This is a genomic window from Phascolarctobacterium sp. ET69, from assembly GCF_023336935.1.
GTDB classification, from domain to species: domain Bacteria; phylum Bacillota; class Negativicutes; order Acidaminococcales; family Acidaminococcaceae; genus Fusicatenibacter_A; species Fusicatenibacter_A intestinipullorum.
The window spans coordinates 116,422-139,197 of sequence record NZ_JAMBLR010000003.1 but is presented as its reverse complement, the minus strand read 5'-3'; the positions used below and the strand labels follow the sequence as shown (position 1 = coordinate 139,197).

20 protein-coding genes are annotated in these 22,776 nt (G+C 45.2%); 12 read left to right on the top strand and 8 right to left on the bottom strand.

Annotated features, from left to right (window positions below; translation table 11 throughout):
* Positions 1–53 precede the first annotated feature (53 nt).
* Together M3079_RS05865 and M3079_RS05860 are read right to left on the bottom strand one after the other, a co-directional pair.
* Entirely contained in the window at positions 54–1,049 is a 996-nt protein-coding gene (locus tag M3079_RS05865; protein WP_021715851.1) for an ABC transporter substrate-binding protein, read from the bottom strand.
* Positions 1,050–1,098: 49 nt separating this feature from the next.
* Positions 1,099–2,097, bottom strand: coding sequence for an ABC transporter substrate-binding protein (locus M3079_RS05860; protein ID WP_044896770.1), 999 nt, complete (start codon positions 2,095–2,097; stop codon positions 1,099–1,101).
* Positions 2,098–2,365: 268 nt separating this feature from the next.
* Between M3079_RS05860 and M3079_RS05855 the strand changes: the two genes are divergently transcribed.
* The 6 genes from M3079_RS05855 (at position 2,366) to M3079_RS05830 (ending at position 11,791) form a co-directional block, all read left to right on the top strand.
* Positions 2,366–2,635, top strand: a complete 270-nt coding sequence (locus M3079_RS05855) for a hypothetical protein (protein ID WP_249077912.1) — start codon at positions 2,366–2,368, stop codon at positions 2,633–2,635.
* The gene (locus tag M3079_RS05850) at positions 2,629–2,976 is read left to right on the top strand and encodes a type II toxin-antitoxin system PemK/MazF family toxin (protein ID WP_249077910.1); all 348 of its coding nucleotides are present in this window, start codon (positions 2,629–2,631) and stop codon (positions 2,974–2,976) included. The genes M3079_RS05855 and M3079_RS05850 overlap by 7 nt, the downstream gene beginning before the upstream one ends.
* A 340-nt stretch (positions 2,977–3,316) precedes the next feature.
* Positions 3,317–6,184, top strand: coding sequence for an ATP-dependent DNA helicase (locus M3079_RS05845; RefSeq protein ID WP_249077908.1), 2,868 nt, complete (start codon positions 3,317–3,319; stop codon positions 6,182–6,184).
* Between the two features lie 40 nt (positions 6,185–6,224).
* Positions 6,225–8,006: a site-specific DNA-methyltransferase gene (locus tag M3079_RS05840; RefSeq protein ID WP_249077906.1), complete on the top strand. Its 1,782-nt coding sequence runs from the start codon at positions 6,225–6,227 to the stop codon at positions 8,004–8,006.
* Positions 8,007–10,595 (top strand): TnsA endonuclease N-terminal domain-containing protein, encoded by a 2,589-nt coding sequence (locus M3079_RS05835; protein WP_249077904.1) that lies wholly within the window; start codon positions 8,007–8,009, stop codon positions 10,593–10,595.
* A gap of 146 nt (positions 10,596–10,741) precedes the next feature.
* Positions 10,742–11,791: a Fic family protein gene (locus M3079_RS05830; RefSeq protein WP_249077903.1), complete on the top strand. Its 1,050-nt coding sequence runs from the start codon at positions 10,742–10,744 to the stop codon at positions 11,789–11,791.
* A 66-nt stretch (positions 11,792–11,857) separates the two neighbouring features.
* Here the strand turns inward: M3079_RS05830 and M3079_RS05825 are convergent, their stop codons facing one another.
* The 5 genes from M3079_RS05825 to M3079_RS05805 are packed head-to-tail and all read right to left on the bottom strand — an operon-like array spanning position 11,858 to position 15,653.
* Positions 11,858–12,769, bottom strand: coding sequence for a sugar-binding domain-containing protein (locus tag M3079_RS05825; RefSeq protein WP_249077901.1), 912 nt, complete (start codon positions 12,767–12,769; stop codon positions 11,858–11,860).
* Complete coding sequence (locus M3079_RS05820; RefSeq protein ID WP_249077899.1) at positions 12,770–13,084, bottom strand: hypothetical protein; 315 nt, start codon at positions 13,082–13,084, stop codon at positions 12,770–12,772. It abuts the gene before it with no gap.
* A 3-nt stretch (positions 13,085–13,087) separates the two neighbouring features.
* On the bottom strand, positions 13,088–13,963 hold the full coding sequence (gene lsrF, locus M3079_RS05815; protein WP_249077897.1) for a 3-hydroxy-5-phosphonooxypentane-2,4-dione thiolase: 876 nt from the start codon (positions 13,961–13,963) through the stop codon (positions 13,088–13,090).
* Positions 13,964–13,974: 11 nt separating this feature from the next.
* Positions 13,975–14,967: a dihydroxyacetone kinase subunit DhaK gene (locus tag M3079_RS05810; protein ID WP_249077895.1), complete on the bottom strand. Its 993-nt coding sequence runs from the start codon at positions 14,965–14,967 to the stop codon at positions 13,975–13,977.
* 59 nt (positions 14,968–15,026) lie between these two features.
* Positions 15,027–15,653: a DAK2 domain-containing protein gene (locus M3079_RS05805; RefSeq protein ID WP_249077892.1), complete on the bottom strand. Its 627-nt coding sequence runs from the start codon at positions 15,651–15,653 to the stop codon at positions 15,027–15,029.
* A gap of 740 nt (positions 15,654–16,393) precedes the next feature.
* On the opposite strand from M3079_RS05805, the gene M3079_RS09470 reads away from it, so the two are divergent.
* Positions 16,394–16,471 carry a putative holin-like toxin gene (locus M3079_RS09470; protein ID WP_349293352.1) on the top strand — a complete coding sequence of 26 codons (78 nt, stop codon included), beginning with the start codon at positions 16,394–16,396 and terminating at the stop codon, positions 16,469–16,471.
* Positions 16,472–16,642: 171 nt separating this feature from the next.
* On the opposite strand, the gene M3079_RS05800 is transcribed toward M3079_RS09470, so the two are convergent.
* The gene (locus tag M3079_RS05800; RefSeq protein ID WP_249077889.1) at positions 16,643–17,239 is read right to left on the bottom strand and encodes a DUF1847 domain-containing protein; all 597 of its coding nucleotides are present in this window, start codon (positions 17,237–17,239) and stop codon (positions 16,643–16,645) included.
* A gap of 205 nt (positions 17,240–17,444) precedes the next feature.
* On the opposite strand from M3079_RS05800, the gene M3079_RS05795 reads away from it, so the two are divergent.
* The 5 genes from M3079_RS05795 to hemB are packed head-to-tail and all read left to right on the top strand — an operon-like array spanning position 17,445 to position 22,773.
* Positions 17,445–18,086 carry an NAD(P)-dependent oxidoreductase gene (locus M3079_RS05795; RefSeq protein ID WP_249077887.1) on the top strand — a complete coding sequence of 214 codons (642 nt, stop codon included), beginning with the start codon at positions 17,445–17,447 and terminating at the stop codon, positions 18,084–18,086.
* The gene (gene hemA, locus M3079_RS05790) at positions 18,055–19,362 is read left to right on the top strand and encodes a glutamyl-tRNA reductase (RefSeq protein WP_249077886.1); all 1,308 of its coding nucleotides are present in this window, start codon (positions 18,055–18,057) and stop codon (positions 19,360–19,362) included. Before M3079_RS05795 ends, hemA begins: the two co-directional genes overlap by 32 nt.
* Entirely contained in the window at positions 19,334–20,254 is a 921-nt protein-coding gene (gene hemC, locus M3079_RS05785) for a hydroxymethylbilane synthase (RefSeq protein ID WP_249077884.1), read from the top strand. The genes hemA and hemC overlap by 29 nt, the downstream gene beginning before the upstream one ends.
* Positions 20,255–20,266: 12 nt before the next feature.
* Positions 20,267–21,787 carry a uroporphyrinogen-III C-methyltransferase gene (gene cobA / locus M3079_RS05780; protein ID WP_249077882.1) on the top strand — a complete coding sequence of 507 codons (1,521 nt, stop codon included), beginning with the start codon at positions 20,267–20,269 and terminating at the stop codon, positions 21,785–21,787.
* Between the two features lie 5 nt (positions 21,788–21,792).
* Entirely contained in the window at positions 21,793–22,773 is a 981-nt protein-coding gene (gene hemB / locus M3079_RS05775) for a porphobilinogen synthase (RefSeq protein ID WP_249077881.1), read from the top strand.
* Positions 22,774–22,776 lie beyond the last annotated feature (3 nt).

Genomic DNA, 22,776 nt, shown 5'->3' with positions numbered 1-22,776 from the left:
AAAGCAGGCAGTAAAAGCGGGTTTCCCGGGCGGGAAACCCGCAGTGCCTCTTTTTATTCTGCCTCAGCAGCTTTTAAAATTTCTTCAGGAACAGTTACGCCAAGGCGTTCCGCAACCTTTTTATTAACGATAACCTTAAATTTCTTCTGGGTTTCAATAGGCATTTCAGCTGGTTTGGCTTCGCCCTTTAAAATTTTGGCTGCCATTTCGCCGGTTTGTTTGCCAAGCTCATAATAGTTAATGCCTATTACGGCAACGCTGCCTTCAGTATCGGGCCAGCCGCAGGTCATAACCAGTTTGGCAGGCTCGGTTACGCTAATCAGCGTAGGCACTGCCGATGCCATAACATTATCGGTAGGCAGGTACAGGCAGTCAATTTCGCCAATCAGGCTGTGTGCCGCCTGCTGAATATCGTTAACACTGGAAACGGTTGCTTCCTTAACCTCCACGCCTCTTTCAGCAGCATATTTCTTTAAAAGCTCTACCTGCATCTGCGAATTAACTTCGCTCGAAGAATAAATTGTACCTACAACTTTGGCATCCGGCACAAGTTTCAGCAAAAGGTCAAGCTGTTCTTTAATCGGGTTCATATCGCTGGTGCCGGTAACGTTGCCGCCCGGTTTTTCATTGGAAGCAACGAGTTTTGCCGCTTCATAATCGGTTACGGCAGTAGATACAACAGGAATATCTTTTGTTGCGTTGGCAGCGGTTTGTGCCGCGGGCGTAGCAATGGCGCAGATTAAATCAACCTTGTTGCTTACAAAGCGGTGGGCAATGTTCTGTAAGTTGCTCTGGTCTGCCTGTGCATTCTGGCGGTCGAAAACAACGTTTTCGCCTTCTTTGAAGCCGTTGGCGGCAAGCCCGTCTACAAAACCTTTATTTGCAGCATCAAGCGATGCATGTTCTACCAGTTGTACAATACCAACATTAACTGTTTTTTTAGCAGCAGCTTCCTCTTTTTTATCGCCGCCGCAGCCGCCCATAATACCGGCGGCAAGTGTTAAAGCCAAAGCCGCAGCCAAAACGCGCGCTTTTTTAGATAATTTCATGGATAACTCATTCCTTCCCTAAGGTAAACTTTTTTCTGCATTCAACGCGTTATTTTACAATTTCCGCGTTTTGCAGCACATCCTGCGGGATAGTAATGCCCAGGCGCTTTGCTCCTGCTTCGTTAACAACGGTTTTAAACTGCTTCTGAGTCTGTATTGCCATATCTGCCGGTTTGGCTTCACCTTTTAAAATTTTAGCCGCCATCTCGCCGGTTTCCTTACCGAGCTGGTAGTAATCAATACCAAGCGTTGCAAGACCGCCGCCCTTTACAAGGGCTTCTTCGCCGCAGATAACCGCAAGCCCTGCGTTATCTGTAACGGAAACCAAAGTAGGCATGGAAGATGCAATTACATTATCAGTGGGCACATAAACCACGTCAACCTTCCCTACAAGGCTCTGTGCTGCCTGCTGAATATCGTTTACCGTGGAAACCGTTGCTTCCATGACATTGACGCCCCGTTCAGCAGCCGCTTTTTTCATAATTTCAATCTGAATTTGAGAATTTACTTCGCTGGAGCAGTAAACGGTGCCGATAGTTTTGGCATCCGGCACAATTTTCAAAAGCAAATCAACCTGTTCTTTAATCGGGTTCATATCGCTGGTGCCGGTAACATTACCGCCCGGTTTTTCGTTCGACGCTACAAGCTTGGCCGCCTCGTAATCCGTAACGGCGGTTGCCACAATGGGTATATCCTTCGTGGCGTTGGCCATAACCTGCGCGGCAGGAGTTGCAATGGCGCAGATTAAATCAACTTTGTTGTTGACAAAGCGGTGAGCAATGTTCTGCAAATTGCTCTGGTCTGCCTGCGCGTTCTGCCTGTCGATAGCAACATTCTCGTTTTCTTTGAAGCCTTTTTCCGCCAGGCCGTCTACAAAGCCTTTATTGGCGGCATCAAGCGCACTGTGTTCTACCAGTTGTACAATACCTACGTTTAACTGCGCTTTACTTCCTGCTTCCTTTTTTTCGCCGCCGCAACCCGCCAGAAGCCCCAATGCCAAAAGCAAAGTTACGCCTGCAGCAAATTTTTTAAGTCCTCTTTTTTTCATAATATCCATCCTTCCATTCTTCAAAATGTCCCCTCAAAACAACAATACTACTATTTTATCATCTATTTTACCATTTATCCGCATAAAAAACAAACTTCCTTAACCAAAATTTTAAAATTTTCAGTCAGTTTGCAGATAATTGTATTTATTATAAGGACAATCCTGAAATATACACACCCTTGATTTTCTGCATTCACCTATACGTTGTATTTACCTGTCATTTTTTGTATGGTATAATTTAAACATAAAATTGAAAGGAGATAAAAAAATGACCGTTGCAGTAAAAAAGACTATCAATATAGAATTAACTCCTTCATTATATAATCAGTTGAAAAAACTTGCAGATGACAAAAGCATTGGCAGTATGCGCAGCTTTTGCTGTGAAGCTATCTCTGAAAAAATTATAGCTTTTGAAAAACTGCGTAAAGAAAACTTAATGAAGCAAGCCGCCAATGACCCGGGCTACATTGAAAGATGCGAAGAAGTATGCAAAGACTTTGCCGCAACAGACTACCCCGGAGGAACTGACGAATGGTGAAGCAATGGCAGATTTATTTTATTAACTTTAACCCAGTACTCGGTTCCGAACAAGCCGGTACACGTCCGTGCATTGTTGTATCAGCAAACTGCACTAATCATCTCAATCAGGTTACTGTTTTGCCAATCACCAGTATGAAAGCTTCATACACTACCATATATCCTAATGAAGTTTTTCTGCCGCAAAGCATTTCTAAATTACCGAAAGATTCTATCATTTTAGCACACCAAATACGCGCTGTTGACAAGCAGCGCCTTATAAATTATGTTGGCACAATTACAGATATTGAATACATTACTCAAATTCAGGAAGCAATTAAATTTCAGTTAGACCTTGAATAAAAATATTTAACTAAATATCCTTGTTAAAACGTTTCCACAGCATTATAAATACAGTAACAGGCTCCCGCTTTGGCGGGAGTTTTTTATTTTGCTTTCAGCAAATATCATATGGTAATCAGCCTTAGTTTAAAATTGCCGGAATGACGCCTAAAACAACAAAAAGTACAACATTCTTGCAGAAGTGTTTTTTTGCAGGAATGTGTACTTTATTATAAGAAAACTTTAGGTGTCTGTTACAGAAGATTACGTGAGGAAAAATCAGCAAATCAAAGATATTGTGATGTTCATTTTAAATTGATATAATTACAATAAAGTACACTTTTTGGTCAGGTGTTTTTTTATGTTTAATTTTGGAAATGCAAACGAAAACCAAAAACTTGCAATAAGTACCGCCGACGGTCCTGTTTTAATCACCGCTGGCCCTGGAACAGGCAAAACTTATACACTCGTCCAGCGAGCTATTTATCTCATCACTGAATGTAATGTTGCGCCCGAAAGTATTTTTATTGCCACTTTCACCGAAAAAGCCGCTAAAGAACTTATCACCAGAATCACCAACGAACTTGCGGCTAAAAATATACCGGCAAATATCAACGAAATGTATATCGGTACGTTTCATTCTATCTGCCTGCGCCTGTTAAAAGAAAATATGGAATACACGCGCCTGCATAAAAATTACCGGCTGCTTGATGATTTTGACCAAAAGTACATGGTCTTTCAAAATATCAATAAGTTCCATAATATACCGGGTTTTGAAAATGTAATAGATATAAATGGCAGCTGGAATCAGTCAGAACGTATTTGTAATTATGTAAATAACCTTTCCGAAGAACTTGTTGCCGCAGAAACACTGATAGCAGACAACAACCCAGACATAAAAACGCTGGGAATAATTTTAAAAACCTACAAAGAAATACTTGAAGAAAATAATTTGATGGATTTTTCTTCAATTCAAGTAGAAACATATCATCTTTTAACCAATAACCCTGCCGTTATTGAAAAACTACAAGCGCAAATAACGCACCTGATGATTGACGAATATCAGGATACCAACTATATACAGGAACAGTTTGTTTTTTTACTGGCAGGCAGCAAGCAAAACATCTGCGTTGTCGGTGATGATGACCAGGGTCTGTACCGTTTCCGCGGCGCAACCATCCGCAACATTCTGGAATTTCCGCAAAAATTTACGCCCGGCAAATGCCAGGTTATTAAGCTTGTTACCAATTACCGCTCCAACAGCGATATTGTAGATTTTTACAACAAATGGATGATTACCACGGAAGGAAAGTCGTTTTCTTTCGACTGGGACAAGTTCCGCTATTTTAAGCAGATAGAGCCGCACTCCAAAAGCAGTTTGCAAAGCCCGGCAGTTGTTAAACTTACCGCGCTTGACGATACTGACGAATGGCACGAAAACATTTTGCGCTTTATTACTGATTTAAAAGAAAGCGGCAAACTTACGGATTATAACCAGATTGCTTTTTTATTTAATTCCGTAAAGCACGAGCGCGTTACAGCACTTGCAAACTTTTTGGAAAAGAACCACATCAACGTATATTCTCCGCGTTCGGATATGTATTTCAAACGCTTTGAAATACGCCTTGCCATTGGCTGTTTAATGCTTATGTTTCCGCAATATGTAAAAGGTTTTGAAAGCGGTGCTTATAAATTTTTAAAACCGCACCACATAGATTACTTCCGCAGCTGTATTATTTTGGCAAACGAAACTGCAACCAAGCCAGACAATAAAGATTTATTAAAATTTATTCAAAACCGCGGCAAAACACATTTTAATTTACAGGGCACTACCGATTATGCTTACTCCGGTTTACTCTATCAGTTATTTGCGTATAAACCGTTCGCGCAATTTCTCGATTCCGATATGGACTCCGGCATTATTGATATCCGTCCTGCCCGTAATCTTGCTATGCTTACGCAGATTACCGGCAAATTTGAATATCTGCATAACATTGATGTTTTAACTTCCAAGTACCTTAACAAGAACACAGAACTGTTTTTTAACCTTTACCTTAAACTGCTTTATGACGGCGGCATTGCCGAATATGAGGACGATTCTGAATACGCTCCCAGCGGCTGTGTTTCGTTTTTAACTATTCATCAATCCAAAGGCATGGAGTTTCCAATAGTTATTGTAGATTCCCTGCAAAACTATCCGCGCATCCGTAATAATGATTTGATTTCTAAAATAGAAACAAAATATTTTAAACGCCCGGCTTTTGAGCCGCACAAACTGATGAAGTTTTTTGATTTTTGGCGCTTATATTACACAGCCTTTTCCCGTGCGCAGGATTTGCTTATTTTAACCTGCAACGAAAATAACCGTACGCCAAGCAAATACTTTAGGGAAGTTTATAACGAACTGCCATCTATAAATAAAGGCTGTTTAAATATATCCGAATTTAATTTTAAAGAAGTGAAAGACGTCAATATTAAAAAGACCTTTTCTTTTACCTCTCATATTACAGTTTATGAAACCTGCTCCCGGCAGTACAAATTTTATAAAGAACTTGAATTTATGCCAGTGCGTACCGGCGCAATGCTGTTCGGCACGCTTGTGCACCAAACTATTGAAGATATACACAAAGCTGCACTCAGACACGAAGAAAACAGTATAACTCCACAAAATATTATCGAATGGTTCAACAGCAATTACACGGCGCTTGCAAAAACTGAACATTCCTATCTTGCAAAAGCGCAGAAAAATACTGCCCTTAAACAGGTTTTACGCTATGCAGAGCGGCAGAATAGCAACTGGCAGGCCATACAACAGGCCGAAGTAGATGTAAGTTTGGTAAAGCCTGATTACATCATCGAAGGCAAGATAGACCTTATTAAAGGCGAGAACAATACGGTTGAAATTGTCGATTTTAAATCGGAACGCAAGCCGGATATGGAAAAATCCCGCGAACTGTTAGAAAAATACCGCCGCCAACTGCATGTTTACGCCTATTTAGTTGAAGAACGTACTGGTAAAAAGGTAAGCAAAATGCACCTTTACTACACCGGTGAAGAAGATGGTGTGCCAACCGTTACGTTTCCCTATACCAAAACGGCTGTTGAAGGCACCATAGCGGCTTTTGACGATACTGTACATAAAATTATAAACAAAAAGTTTAATAAATGTACAAACGACGCTAATATCTGCCGCAACTGTGACTTCCGTTTTTACTGCGGCAACAAATAAAGCATCAATCACAGCATTAAATGCAGGAGGAATTATAACTATGGAGAACGAACAAACCATTTTTGAATTTGCAGAACTGCCAACTATTAAAGGTTACCCGGAACTACGCTGGACTGGTAAGCGCCCTTACCGCAGCACGCAGTATTACCCGGCGCAGCTGCGTGAAACTTACGGCGAAACGCAAAACGGTTGGCTGAATAAAATTTACTGGGGCGATAATCTTCAAGTTATGAGCCACCTGCTGAAAAAATATCGCGGTAAGATTGATTTAATTTATATCGACCCGCCCTTTGACAGCAAAGCTGATTATAAAAAGAAAATAAAGTTAAAAAACCAAACTATACAAAACGATTCATCATCTTTTGAAGAAAAACAATATGGTGATATTTGGACTAATGATGGATATTTACAATTTATGTATGAGCGATTAATTTTAATGAAAGAATTGCTTTCCGATACTGGCAGCATATACTTGCATTGCGATTGGCACAGAAGCCATTATTTACGTATGCTATTAGAAGAAATTTTTAGTACTACAAATTTTATTAATGAGATTATATGGTGCTATTCGCAAGGCGCCAAATCTAAAAAAATGTTCGGAAGAAAACATGATGTAATATACAGTTACTCCAAAGTTAAAGATTCAAATATATTTAATTCCGAAGATATAAAAATAGAAATGAAATCTGGTAAAACTAGTTTTGGCGGTAGACTAGAAACAGACGAAAACGGAAGACAATACAGACTGGTTTATGGCACAAAAAATTCAAATGGTGAAACAAAATATTATAAATATTATCTTGATCAAGGTAAAATTCCTGAAGATTATTGGACTGATATTAATAGTTTACAATCTGGTGTTAATGAACGCCAAAATTATCCTACCCAAAAGCCAGAAGCATTGCTTGAACGTATTATTAAAGCATCTTCCAATCCCGGCGACATAGTTTTTGACTGCTTTATGGGCAGCGGCACTACGCAGGCAGTAGCTATGAAGCTTGGCCGCCGTTTTATCGGTGCGGATATCAACCTCGGCGCAGTGCAAACCACTACCAAACGTCTGTTATCAGTCGCTAAAGATTTGCAGAAAGCGCAAAATAACCTTGTTGAAAATGAACCTGTTAAGTATACGGGTTTTGAAGTTTACAACGTAAATAACTACGATTTCTTCCGCAATCCGCTGGAAGCGCGCGACCTTTTAATACAGGCACTGGAGATACAGCCCTTTCCGCAAGGCGAAGTTTGGGACGGCGAGCTTGACGGGCGTATGGTAAAAATAATGCCGGTTAACCGCATTGCCACCAAAGCCGATTTAAAAGAATTAACCGTGAACCTGCCCTATAAAACTTACGAAAAACGTAAACAGGAGAGCCCCAACGAAGCGGTAGAAAAAATTACCATTGTCTGCATGGGCCACGAACCGGATTTAAAAGGCGCGTTGGAACAGGAACTTACCGACTACAAAATAGATGTGCAGATTATGGATATTCTGCGCGATAAAACAGATTTACAGCTAAAACGCGAAGCCGAAGCGGAGATTGTACGCGAAGGCGGTAAACTTATAATACGCTCTTTCTACCCTATGAACTTAATGCAGAAGCTTTCGCTGCAAAAGGATTACGTGGAAGATTGGCGACAGCTGACGGACTCCGTAATAATTGACTGGAACTACGACGGCGTTGTTATGCAACCTGCCGTAATAGATATTCCCGAAAAGAACCAGTTAGTTAAAGGCATTTACGATATTCCCGAAAACGCGGGCACGATTAAAGTTAAAATTACCGATTTGCTCTCCGAATCGCTGGAAACGGAGGTGCGTTAAATGCCTAAAAAAGTAGCAGCTTATGATTCCGCCCTGTCGTTTAATACGCAGCTTTGGTATTACTATACGGTAAACCGCAGCAAAATACGCTCGCGCTATAACAGCCTTACCAAAAAGTTTTTGGCTTATAACGATAAAGAAATAAACCCCAACGCCTTTTTGCGCAAACCACAGTTTGAAGCGCTGGAAATGTATGTGTTTATTAAAGAATTTATGAATAACGCGCAGGTTTATCAAATGTTTGATGACTGGCGCAATAAACGCAACAATTTTTCAGAAGCGTCGTACTATAAATTAGACAGGCATAACGAAATGGTTTTGTTTGACGCTCCGGCCGCCGAACAGACTGATAAGCTTTTTAAGCAAATGAAAAAGTATCAGGAAGCCTACCCCAACTATATCTATGCTTTAACTATGGGACTTGGTAAAACCATACTGATGGCAACCTGTATTTTTTACGAATTTCTGCTTGCCAAAAAATACCCTAAAGACAACCGCTTCTGTCATAACGCGCTTGTTTTTGCTCCTGATAAAACTGTACTTAATTCCCTGCGCGAAATTATGACATTTGATAAAACAAAGGTAGTGCCGCCGGAATACGCCAATGTTTTGAATTCTAACATCAACTTTCACTTTTTAAGCGATACCGGCACCACCCTGCAAACAATGGACGGCTCTGATTTTAATATAATCATCTCCAACACGCAAAAAATAATCGTTAAGAAAAAACGTACGGAAGAAAAACCGGCGCAGGCGCTTTTTAACGACTCATCTTCCCTGCTTTCAGCAATTTACGGCACTGATGCAGATGACGATGCCTGGGACGATACAACGCTGATGGAAAACCAGCGCTTTAAAAAGCTGTGCCGGCTTCCGCAGCTTGGTGTATATGTAGATGAAGCCCATCATCTTTTCGGTGCAGATTTAGAAAAAGCCATCCGCAGCGACAATAATAAAAAAACAAGCCTGCGCGATACTATCAACCTGCTTGCAGAAAATACTTCTATTGTAGCGTGCTACAACTACACCGGCACGCCTTACGTAAAACAACAGATACTGCCGGAAGTAGTATACGCCTACGGACTGAAAGAATCTATCTGGAACGGTTATTTAAAAGACGCAGAACCATCTTTTTACAAAAACGTAAAAACCGAAGAATTTTTAAAAATTGCCGTAACGCAGTTTTGGCAAAAATACGGCGGCAAAACCTACGAAGGTTTGAACCCCAAACTTGCCATTTACGCCGCAACGATAGACGAAGCTGCAAACGAAGTGCGCCCTGCCTTAGAAAAAATACTGGCAGATTTGAGAATTTCTACAAATTCCATTTTATTTAACGTTGGCGACAGCAAATATACCAAAGAAGAAGATATTAAAAACTTTAACGATTTAGATAAACCACAAAGTACCGGCAACGAAAAACAGTTTATAATCCTTGTCGAAAAAGGCAAAGAGGGCTGGAACTGCCGTTCACTCTTTGGCGTGGCGCTGTTCCGCAGCCCAAAATCAAAAGTTTTTGTTTTGCAGGCAACTATGCGCTGCCTGCGTTCCATAACAGACGAAAAACAAACGGCAAGCATCTTTTTATCTGAAGAAAACTATAAAACCTTAAACGACGAACTTAATAAAAACTTTAACGTAACTATCGAGGATATAAAAACCCCCTCTAAAGATAACCGCCAAAAATATCAGGTTCGCGTTTTGCCGCCGCCGCGTAAAATTACCCTTAAACGTGTATGGCACGAATACAGTCTGCGTAAAAAGGACTACGCCGCCCCTGTCGATTTTGAGCTTGCCAATACCGATTTAACAAAATACGCCAGCGTAATGTACACGCGCAGCAGCATTGCCGACGATACTACGTTAAAAGAAAAAAATATCGATGATGCTCAAAATAATATTAAGTACAGCGTCTATCTGCTTACGGCAGAAATTGCCCGTTACCTTAATATATCGTGCATACTCGTCAATAAAATTTTAAACGAATCGGTTGACGGCACAGAGCAGATTTTACAAACGGTAAACAAGTATAACAAAGTTCTTGATGATATCATCATCCCCAAAATCTTTAACACGCTTTTTGAAGTGATAACAACACGCAAAAGCGAAGATAAAGAAGTTGTACTTTTGCACAAGCCTAAAAACGCCGGTTATTACGAATTTTCTGCCGACCCAGACCTTGTGGTTAAAAATGTTGATTCGTGTTATACAGCGGAACAGGTTAAAAAAAGTTTCCACGCCGATACTTACTGCTTCGACTCACTTCCCGAAAAAGAATGCTTTAGGCAGTACATAAAAAGCGATAAAGTTGTGGAAGTTTATTTTACCGGTATGTTTACTTCTAATCAGGGTGATTTATCTGTTTGGTATTATGACCCTGAATCTGAACGTATAAGACAATACTACCCTGATTTCTTGGCCAAAATGACGGACGGAACATATCAGCTGATAGAAGTTAAAGGTGATAACAAAATTGACGATACCGTAGTACAAGCAAAGAAAGCCGCTGCCGAAGAAATGGCGCACGAAAGCGGCATAGATTATATTATGTATGCCGGAAGCGATATAATTAAAACCAATATTATTTAAATAACTCAAATACGCAGTTAACTCTTAAAATCTAACATTTCTCTTTTCTGCACATAAAACGCCTTATTTATGTGCAGTTCTTTTTGCTTATCTGCATATAATCTGCTAAAATATATGCAGATAATTCTTTTTAAGGCGGTTTTATTATGCATAAATTTGATTACGGTTTTTTAGCTGACGGACTTTTACCTGCTAATCTTGTTAATTTAACGGCTAATATCGCTTCGCTGTCAGTAAAATCTGCGGTACGCAAGGCAGATTTTAAAAACGTTTTTGCAAGTTTGGAAGGTATTGCAAAAGTACAGTCAGTTAAAAGCTCCAATGCAATAGAAGGCATTATTACCAGCGATGAGCGCATTGCCGCTATAGTACATCATAACAGCGCGCCCCTGAACCACGATGAAGCCGAAATTGCAGGCTATCGCGATGCGCTGAATGAAATTCATCTGCATTACAATGAAATACCTTTTTCTGTAAACAGCATTTTGCGCCTGCATAGCATACTGTTTGCCTATACCGGTAGCGATTTTGCAGGCAAATTTAAAACAGAAGATAATGTAATTTTAGAAATTGACGCAAAAGGAAACAGGCAAATATGCTTCCGCCCTACGCCTGCCGCACAAACTGAAGCAGCTATGGAACAGCTTGTACTTGCTTATATGGAAGCACGCGATAACGCGAACATCAATCAATTGCTTTTAATTCCCTGCGTTATTTTGGATTTTCTTTGTATACACCCTTTCCGGGACGGCAATGGGCGTATGTCACGTCTGCTTTCGCTGCTGCTGCTTTATAAAGCAGGCAACGATATTGGTAAGTACATTTCGTTTGAAGAACAGATAAATAATGCAAAACTTTTTTACTATGACGCGCTGAAAGAATCTTCTCAAGGGTGGGAAGATAACAAAAACGATTATTTTATATTTATGCAGAATTTTTTAGGAACTTTATATATGTGTTATCAGGAACTTAATAAGCGTTTTGCTGTTATTAACAGTAATCGGGTTACCAAAAAAGCACGTATTGAAGCCACTGTTTTAAATTCATTAACGCCAATTTCCAAAGCCGAAATTTGTAATATTTTGCCGGATATAAGCCCTACAACAGTAGAAGCTGTTTTGGGGAGCATGGTAAAAAATGGCAGTATTGAACGCCTCGGCAACGGGCGCTCCAGCCGTTACATAAATAAACAATAAACCCGTCAGCGCCAAACAACCCTCCTGCACCTGCTGTACAAGAGGGTTGTTTTTATTTTGCCGTATTTATTTCTGCAATATTTTGCGCGCTATGTCTTCGGTAACAACAAGGTGCGTTACAAGGCCTGTGCGCAGTGCGCCAAGCACGGCTTTGCTGCCTGCCGTAAGGCCTATGGCAACAACTTTGGGCAGCTGCCCCAGAGTTTTCAGCGGCACGCGCACGGCAAAATCGCCTGCGCCGCTGATAAATTCGCCGCGTACATTAAAATAGTACGAAAGCAAACTGCCAACAGCCTGCTGACGCTCCAGTGCGTCTTCAAAACGCAGCGCCGTCGCTTCATCGGGCACACCGGGGTAAGCGCGTATTTCCACAAGCGCCGCCGTGGTATCCTGCCACAGCGACAAGGCCTGACGGTAATCCGGCGTGTCTTCCATGGCGTCGCGCGCTTCGCGGCTGCCCGGAAAAGCCTCTGCCTCAAGGCGGAAAGCCTCCCTTGTGCCTCCGGCAAGCAGCAGCGCCAGTTCGTTAACGCGGTAACCGCGGTTTGGTATGGCTGTTCTGCCAATCAGCGGAAATATTTTGCCGCTGCCTTTAAGCCCTCCGGCAGAAGCCATTTTGCCCGCAATTTCGCCAAGCGTATAGCCCCAGCCAAGGCCTATGTTTTTTTCGTAGCGCAGTTCGCCCGCCAGATATTCCGAAGTTTCACGCAAGAGTGCTTCGCGCTGTGCCTGCGGCAGTACAATGCCGCCTTTAATGCCGAAGCGCTGCTGTAAAAGTTTTAAAAGTTCTGCATCGCCTGCAACAGGTGGACGTATTTCAATGTGTACAATGCCTGCTTCGCGTGCGTGCGCCAGCATTTTGCTTACCTGCGGGCGCGACACGCCTATTTTGACAGCTACCTGGGCCTGCGTCAGCCCGTCTTCGTAATAAAGGCGCGCTGCCTGCACCAGCCCGGCAAGTTCCCTATCCGTAAGCAATTATTTTACTTCCATTAATTCCATTAAAATGCCGTCCTTCATAATAAAGGCGATGCGGGTATTTTCGTCGGCCATCCACGGTTCTACAACTACGCGGTTGACTTTAAGCTGCTCGTCCATGTCATCTACCTGGTAGGCAACATGCACAAGGGTCTGCAGTTCCTGCGGCAGCGGGGTGTCTTTTTCAAAGCGCAGGTATTCAATGCCGAATTCATTGGTTTCCGGCGGAACGATATGGGTTTTAATGCCTTCGGCATATACGCTGCCCTCCATTACTTTATCGGTAGGCACGCCAACGTGCATAAATTTTTTCATCGGTTATTCCTCCTTCATCAGCTCGTAAGCTTTATAGGCTTCTTCCGGTTTGGCATTTTCATGGATAACCATGCGGATTGCTTTAAGCATTGCCACAGGGTTTTCGGCCTGCAGTACGTTGCGGCCCATGTCCACACCGGCAGCGCCTTCGCTGATGGCACGGTACGCCATTTTAAGAGCGTCAAGTTCGGGTATTTTTTTGCCGCCCGCAATAACGATAGGCACGGGGCAGGCAGCTGTAATCTGCTCGAAGTTTTCGCAATAGTAGGTTTTAATCATGTGCGCGCCAAGTTCGGCAAGCAGGCGTGTTGCCAGTGCAAAATAGCGCGTGGTGCGTTCCATTTCCTTGCCAACGGCCACAACACCGAGTACGGGAATGCCGTAACGCTCGCCGGCATCAACGGTGCGCACTAAATTTTCCAGCGAACCGAGCTCGCCGTCAGCGCCAACAAAGCACTGTACTGCCATGCAGGAGGCATTCATGCGGATAGCGTCCTCAATGCCGACACCGATAACGCCATGGCTCATATCGTCTTTCAAAACGGAGGTATCAGCCGTGCAGCGCAGGGCAATGGCCTTGCGGCAGTCGGGCGGAATACAGGCACGCAGCGCGCCGCGGGTTGCCATCAGGCAGTCGGCGTATTCCATAAGCGGCGGAATTGCCAAATCGAGCCTTTCCAGCCCTGCCGTGCTGCCCATAATGTAGCCGTGGTCAAATGCCAGCATAATGGTGCGGCCGTCTTCCGCAAAAATATGCGAAAGCCTTGTTTTCATGCCCCATTCAGCGTGCCCCAGCCCTTTTACATGAAAGGTCTGCGCAGGCGGCTTAATGCCGATGCCGTAATCTTTTGCTATAACATTGCCTTCTTTATCTGCCATAGTAATTCACCTTAGTTTCTGTAATACGGAGTGCGGCACGGAGCATTCCATAAAGCTGTCAGTTCGTCATCCATGCGGGCAATGAACATCTGGAAGCCTGCGGTTTCCTGTACGGTTAAAAGTTCGCCTACATGGCTTGCCACAACTTCAATGCCTTTTTCGGCAAGGTATTTATGGCATTTGCGGAATACAATCAGCTGTTCCATTAAGGTGGTTGCGCCGCTGCCGTTGATAATAACCATTAATTTTTCGCCGCTCTTAACGTCAAGGTCTTTCAAAAGTGCGTCCATCATAATAACGGCGGTTTCGTCCGCAGATTTCAGCGGCATGCTTCCGCCGCCGCCTTCGCCGTGCTGACCCATGCCAACTTCCATCATGCCGTCTTCAATATTGGCAATTTCCATGCCGGTTGCCGGATGAGTTGCGCCTACGCAGGCAACGGCGATGGTTGCCATGTTATCGGCAAAGCGCTGAGCGATTTCGGCAACTTCTTCAAGGGATTTGCCCTGTGCTGCGGCAGCACCGGCAATTTTATACAGAGGAATGCAGCCAACCAGACCGCGGCGGTCATCTGCATTGGAGCGCGGTGCGTTGGCAACGTCTTCCTGGGTAACAACTTTGGCAACTTTAATGCCGAGTTTTTTAACCTGTTTCATGGTCAGGTTGCCGGTAAGCATATCGCCGGCATGGTTTAATACAACAAACAGTACGCCGTGGCCTTTATCTGCCATTTTAATGGCTTCAACGCAGGACTGCGGGCCGGGGGCTGCAAAAATATTGCCTGCTACGGAAATATCAATCATGCCTTCGCCTACAAAACCGCTGATGGCAGGTTCATGGCCGGTGCCGCCAAGGGTAACGATTGTTACGCGGTCTGCGTCTTTTAATTTTTTATTAACTACAAGGTTGCCGTCTTCCAGAGATACAATGTCGGGATTGCTCAGGGCAAGGCCTTCCAAAAGCTCCGATGTTAAATTTTCAGGGTCATTGATAAATTTTTTCATTGTTTACAACCTCCATTAATGCGTAATTTATTTTTAAAAAGCCGCCGCTTTTTAAAGAACTATGCTCTTGCGCCTTTGGCAAGCCCGGCAAAGAAAATTGCCATGGATACGGCGCCCGGGTCTTTATGGCCGAGGCTGCGTTCGCCAACATTTTTGGCGCGTCCGAATTTAGCGGTCATGTCTGCCGTTGCATCGGCGCCTTTTTTGGCAGCTTCTGCCGCAGCGTCCAGTAGCGCTTCAATGCTGCCTTCGGTTTCGGCAATGGCGCCTACTGCCGGGTAAAAAGCATCTACCAGAGTTTTATCGCCCACTTTGGCTTTGCTTACGTCCATAAAATCTTCTTTAGCCTGCGCAAACATACGCTTAAACTCAATTTCCGTCAGCTCTTGCTGGTCGTCAATGCCGTCTGCCATGCCGGCGAAAATTGTGCCCCAAAGCGGGCCGCTGCTGCCTGCATTAACGCCCATAAATGCGTCGCCAATGCCTTCCAGCAGAAGGTTCATGGTGGCAATGGTAGTATCGTCGCTGTGCGATTTTAAAATATCGGCAATATGCCCAATGGCAATGCCGTGGTCGCCGTCACCGGCAACGCTGTCCAGCTCGCACAAATACTGAACATTTTCTTTCAGGTCAACTGCTGCGGTGTGCAGCATTTTACGCAATACCGGTAAAGTTAATACGTACATTACATCCACCTCACTATTATGATAATTTAATTTTAACATTTGTCAGAACATTTGTAAAATAGTTTTCAGATAATTCCATAATGATTTGTTTTTGGAGTTTCGATTTTACAGTTACGCTTTATTTTCTACATTTCCTTTATTAGTTATGTTTATTCTTTAGTTTTCGTCTTTGATGATACTTTAATTATTTTCTATTTACTTTTTACTCATGTTACTTTTTATAACTAAAAAGTAACCAAAAAGTTTTCGCTCCAACAAAAAATAAACGGCAAATGCAATAGATAAGCTGGCACTTGCAGCGCCTGCGGAACTCGTTTGCTGCGCAAACTCAAACAGTCCTCGGCCAATGCTGCAAGTGCCTTAATTCTGGTTTGCCTATTTTTTGAATGTCGCGTTTTGGCAAAATTCGCACTTTGATTATTTCTTTCAAAAAACAACAATGTTACCGTAATTTTTAAATACTACAATACCGTAAGTTTCATAATATCTTTGATAAAAAGTAGAAGCAAAAGACGATACAAAGTCAGAATATACTAAATTAAGCAGTAAAAAAAGTAAATAAAAATATAATAAAGTACATGCAAAGACGCAACGTAAATAAAAAGCAAATAAAACAAAAAACAACAAGCAAAATATTTGCCTGCTGTTCGCTTTTATAAAATATATTATTATGCTATAATATCGCCTATGAGATAATCTGATGGTCGGCTTCTCTCCTGTTATGGAGAGGTGGTGAAGCAATGAGCACTTACGAAACGTTATCGTTAATGGTAGCTTTCGGTATTCTTGTTGCTACCATTATTTCTGCTAAACGCTAAACAGCATTAAAATGAAATAAGGCCACCGTGGCCGGCAGCCTTTCTTTCAATTCTCAAAAAATTCAGAGGAGAGGACTGACGCGCCAACATCAGGTTATCTCTCTTTCATTATTATAACCTTTATAACTATCAATGTCAAAAGATGCAGCATTACGCTGCACCTTTTTTTATTTACACCGTTCCGTCCTCTAAAATTCCCAGTTTGCGCCGCCAGTAACGGCTGTACACCGCCCCTGCCGGGTTATTGGCAAGCACGCGGTCTTTGGTAATAAGGCACGATACCGGCGCTTTGCTGGCCATGGTAAACTGCATATCATGCCCAACGCATAAGCCTACAATAAAATTCAGTTCCGTACCGGCGCTGTTTAAAAGCTGCGCCTGCGTTCTGGGGTTGCACATTGCTTCATGCTTGCCGGGCTTAATTTTTTCCAGCTCCAGCATATCTTTATCAACCGAGCAGACCTTGCAGCAAACCGATTCCACCACAAAGCCCTGGTTTTTAAAATACTGCGCGCAAAAATGCGCTTCGTTGGCAAGGCCTATGCAAAAGGCAATGCCTATTTTCTTCACGCCAAGTTCTTTGGCAAAAAACGCACTTTCTTCAAGGCGCGTCATTTTCATATAGTTGCGGCTTTCGGTTGCCGATGAGGCACGCATCATTCTGCGGTCATCTTCACTGTAAAAACCGCAGACCTCCTCATGTGAATATTTTGTACAGTTCTGGCCCTCCGTGTAGCATTTGTGATGCGGGCAAAATGCACAATTCATAATAAATCCCTCCTCCGCTGCCTGCCTTGTTATTATTCTGCGGCAGCGCCTTTAAATCCTCTTATCTTAATTGATACTTTTTTACACATTTTCACTGCCCTGCAACCTATTTTTAACTGGAAATACTTCCTATTTTATGGTATTATTGTACTTGTATCTTTATGTAATTTTTTAAACAAAAGTCACAGCAAGGCAGGCTTATAATATGGAAGAAAATCTGTTCAGCTATCCGGCAGTGCTCAACCTTAACGGCAAACGCTGCGCCGTTATCGGCGGCGGCAAGGTTGCCCTGCGCAAAGTACGCACGCTTCTTGCTTCCGGCGCACAGGTTACGGTTACCGCGCCTGCGGCGGATGCAGCTTTAATAAAACTGGCCGGTGAAGGCCGCATTGCCCTAAACCTGCGAGGCTACCAAAAAGGCGATGCCGATTGCTTTTTAGCGGTTGCCGCAACTGACGACGCAGCACTGAACCGCATTATTGCACATGATGCGCCGTGCCTTGTTAACGTTATAACAGAGCCGGAACTTGGCAATTTCAGCGTACCCGCCCAACGCAGCAGCGGCAGGTTAACCTTTACCGCTTTCGGCGGAGGGCTGCCTGCATTCTCACGCCTTTTGGCACAGGATATGGCAAAAACCTACGGCGGTAATTTTGCCGCTTTTGCGGATTTTCTGGCAGAGGCACGCCAAAAAGTGCAGCAGCTGCCGCTGACACCCGCACAGCGCACTGCCTTCTGGCGGGAAATGCTTGATGAAGAAAGTATTGGCCTTTTGCACGAAGGCCATCTGAATATATTAAAGGAGCGCATTACAAATGCAATTAATAGTTTTAGGGCTGAACCATAAAACCGCGCCGGTTGAAGTCCGCGAGGGCTTTAACTTCAGCGCCGACCGCATAGCCCGCATTCTGCGCCGCCTGCGCAATTATGACAACCTCGATGAAGCAGTGCTGCTTTCCACCTGCAACCGCACCGAGTTTTACATGGTGCTGGAAGAACCCGTAAGCGGCATGAAGTTCATCCAGACGCTGGTTAAGCATCTGGCGGGCGACGGTTACAAAACAGAATACTTTTACAACTTGAGCGGCGTCAACTGCGTGCGCCATCTGTTTAAAGTGGCTTCCAGCCTCGATTCGCTGGTTATCGGCGAAGGGCAGATTTTAAGCCAGATTAAAAACGCTTACCAGATTGCCCGCGAAAACTCCATGACGGGCACGATTTTTAATACCATTTTCAACCGCGCCATCGCCACCGGCAAGCGCGTACGCACCGAAACCAAAATCGCTTACAGCTCGGTATCGGTATCAAGCGCCGCTGTTGACCTTGCCATGGATGTTTTGGGCAGCATTGAAGACGCCAATATTTTAGTGCTTGGCGCAGGGCGCATGAGCGAACTTACCGCGCGCCATTTAATTGACAAAGGCGCCAAAACGATTTTTGTAAGCAACCGCAATTTTGACCACGCCAAAGAGCTTGCCGACAAGTTTAACGGCACGGCCATTGCCTACAATAAATATCTGGAGCAGGCCGAAACTTCGGACATCATCATTACCAGTACCGGCGCGCCGCATTACGTTATCCACGAAAAGGATATGCGCGAAGTAACCGCCAAACGCGGAGGCAGGCCGCTGATTTTGATTGATATTGCCGTGCCGCGCGACGTTGACCCCAAAGTTGCGCAGCTGCCAGGCATTACGCTTTATAATATCGACGACTTGGAAGGCGTTGTTGATACCAACAAACATTTCCGCACGCACGAAGCCAAAATGGCGGAAGCTATTATTGAAGAAGAAATTTCCGAGCTTAAAGAGCGCCTGCGTTATTTAACCATGCGCCCCGTTATGGTGCAGCTGCACGAAAAAATGAACTTTCTGCGTGAAAAGGTGCTGAAACGCGCCTTTGCCAAAATGCCGGAACTTACGGAGCATGAACGCCGCATTATCGACATTATGACGCAGCGCCTGGAACATAAATTTCTGCGCGAGCCGATGACGGCCATGAACGCCGCTGCCGGAACGCCGGACGAAGAACGCCTGCGCAAAGTGATTTGCGAGCTGTTTTTGCTGAACGATAAAGGAGAGGACTACATCGGCGATGAAAACAAATTTGATTATTGGGACTAGGCAGAGCCTTTTAGCCATGTGGCAGAGCAACTATATTGCCGGACGCCTGCGCGAAGAATACCCCGGCTGCGAGGTAACGCTTAAAAAGATAGTTACCAAAGGCGACCGGATTTTGGATGTGCCGCTGGCGAAAATAGGCGGCAAAGGCCTGTTTACCAAAGAAATAGAACAGGAACTTTTGGACGGCACCATTGACCTTGCCGTGCACAGCTTGAAGGATATGCCCACCGTACTGCCGGAAGGGCTGTGCCTGACGGCGATTACCGAGCGCGCAAACGCCGGCGACGCTTTTGTAAGCAACAAATATAACAGCATTGAAGAACTGCCCGAAGGCAGCGTACTTGGCACAAGCAGCCTGCGCCGCCGCGCGCAGCTTCTTGCCAGACGCCCGGACTTAAAAATTGTTGATTTGCGCGGCAATGTAGACACCCGCCTCAAAAAACTTGACGAAGGACAGATGGATGCCATCATCCTCGCCGCCGCAGGTCTTACACGCCTCGGCCATGCAGACAGAATTAAGGAAATCATTCCGCAGAGCTACTGCCTGCCTGCCGTCGGCCAGGGTGCGCTTGCCATTGAATGCCGCGCCGATAATTTTAAAGTCCGCCAGATGCTGGACTTTTTAAACGATACAGCCACCAAACAGGCAACCGACGCCGAACGCGCCTTTCTGGGCCTGCTCGAAGGCGGCTGCCAGGTGCCTATCGGCGTGCACGCCGAAGTTAACGAAGGGCGCATTGCCATGGAAGCAGTTATTGCTTCTCTGGACGGCAGCACCGTGCTGCGCGACACCGCAGAAGGCAATGCAGCCGACGCCGTAACTTTAGGGCGCACGCTTGGACAAAAAATGCTTGATAACGGCGGCAAAGAAATTCTTGCCGCTATCCTGTAAGGAGAGGAATATATGACAAAACAAGGAAAAGTATATCTCATCGGCGCAGGCCCCGGCGACCCGGGCCTCTTATCCATTAAGGCAATGGAATGTTTAAAAGCGGCAGACGCCGTTGTGTACGACCGTCTGGCCGACCCGCGCATTTTAGCCTATGCCCGCCCGGATGCGGAAATGGTTTACGTAGGCAAAGCCTCTGCCAACCATACCATGCGCCAGCCGGATATTAACAAACTGTTGGTAAAACTTGCTGCCGAAGGCAAAACCGTTGCCCGCCTTAAAGGCGGCGACCCCTTTGTATTTGGCCGCGGCGGCGAAGAAGCCATTGAGCTTCTGGAAGCAGGACTGCCCTTTGAATTTGTACCGGGCGTAACCAGCGCCATTGCCGTTGCCGAATATGCCGGCATCCCCGTAACGCACAGGCGCGTTGCCACAAGCTTTGCCGTTATTACCGGCCACGAAGACCCCACCAAAGGCGAAAGCACCATTAACTGGCAGGGCCTTGCCACCGCTGTTGATACACTGGTATTTTTAATGGGCGTGGAAAACATTCCCAAAATTACGCAGAAACTTATTGAAAACGGACGCAGCGCCGATACCCCGGCCGCCGTTATCCGCTGGGGCACCCACCCCGAACAGCAAACCCTTGTTACCACCGTCGGCACTGCTGCCGCAGACGTTGCCGCCGCAGGGCTGAAGCCGCCTGCCATTTTTATTGTAGGCAACGTGGTAAAACTGCGTGAGCAGCTGCGCTGGTACGACAACAAGCCGCTGTTTGGCAAAACCATTGTTGTAACACGTGCACGCTCTCAGGCCAGTGCCCTTACCAAACAGCTGGAAGCAGAAGGAGCAAAGGTTATCGAAGCACCTTCCATTAAAATTGTGCCGCCCGAAACCTACGCCCCGCTTGACGAAGCAATCAAAAACATTCATACCTATAAATGGCTGGTGCTTACCAGTGCTAACGGCGTTAAAGCCTTCTTTGCACGCCTTGGCCACGCAGGGCTTGATGCCCGCGCTCTGGCAGGCGTAAAAATTGCCGCCATCGGCTGCGGCACCGCCAAAGCACTGCAAAGCTGCGGCGTTAAAGCCGATCTTGTTCCCTGCACCTATAAGGCGGAAGAACTTGCCGAAGCCCTTGCGCCCCAGCTTGAAAAGGGCGACAAAGTGCTTATTCCCCGCGCCAAAGAAGCGCGCGAAGTACTGCCCGAAACCCTGCGCAAGCTCGGTGCGGAAGCAGACGTTATTACCGCCTACGAAACTGCGGCAGTATGCGAAAACGCAGCAGAACTTATGGAAGCGCTGCAAAACAAAGAAGTTGACATGGTTACCTTTACCAGCTCCAGCACCGTTACCAACTTTTTAAAAGTGCTGGGCGGCAGCAAAGAACTGCTTGAAGGCGTTGCCCTTGCTGCAATCGGCCCCGTAACCGCCGAAACCTGCCGTAAAAACGGTTTAACACCCGCCGTAACCGCCGGTACCTTTACCATTGACGGTTTAACGGATGCCATAAAAAGCTATTATATTAAGGAGTGATCACCATGGGCTTTCCCATTTACCGCCCGCGCCGCACACGCGCAACCGAAAACCTGCGCAGCATGATCCGCGAAACAGAGCTTTCCGTCAATGACTTAATCTATCCGCTTTTTGTCGTTCCCGGCAAAAACGTTAAACACGAAATCGAATCCCTGCCCGGCAACTATCACTGGTCGCTCGACCGCCTGCCGGAAGTGCTGGACGAAATTACCGAACTGAAAATCCCGGCAGTTATCCTGTTCGGCATTCCTTCTTACAAAAACGCCACCGGCAGCAGCGCCTGGGACATGGAAGAACCTGTACAGCAGGCCTGCCGCCTGATTAAAGAAAAATACCCCGACCTTGTAATCGTTACCGACGTATGCCTGTGCGAATACACCGAACACGGTCACTGCGGCGTACTGGAAAACGGCTGCACCGTTAATAACGACGCAACCCTGCCGCTTTTAGCCAAAGTTGCAGTATCCCACGCCAAAGCCGGCGCCGATATTATCGCTCCGTCCAATATGATGGACGGTTACGTTAAAGCCATCCGCACCGCGCTTGATGAAGAAGGCTTTACCAATATTCCCATCATGGCATATTCCGCAAAATTTGCTTCCGCATATTACGGCCCGTTCCGCGCCGCAGCCGATTCCGCACCGGAGCACGGCGACCGCAAAGGCTACCAGATGGACCCCGCCAACAGCGACGAAGCACTGCGCGAAGTTGAACTTGACATTGAAGAAGGCGCCGACATTGTTATGGTAAAACCGGCTTTGGCCTTTATGGATATCATCCGCCGCGTAAAGGACACCTTTAACCGCCCGCTGTGCGTTTACAACGTAAGCGGCGAATACGCCATGGTTAAAGCAGCTGCCGAAAAAGGCTGGATTGACGAAAAACGCATTGTTATGGAAACCCTTACCGGTTTTAAACGCGCCGGTGCCAAAATGATTATTACCTACCACGCCCTTGACGCAGCACGCTGGCTGCGCGGAGAATAGGAG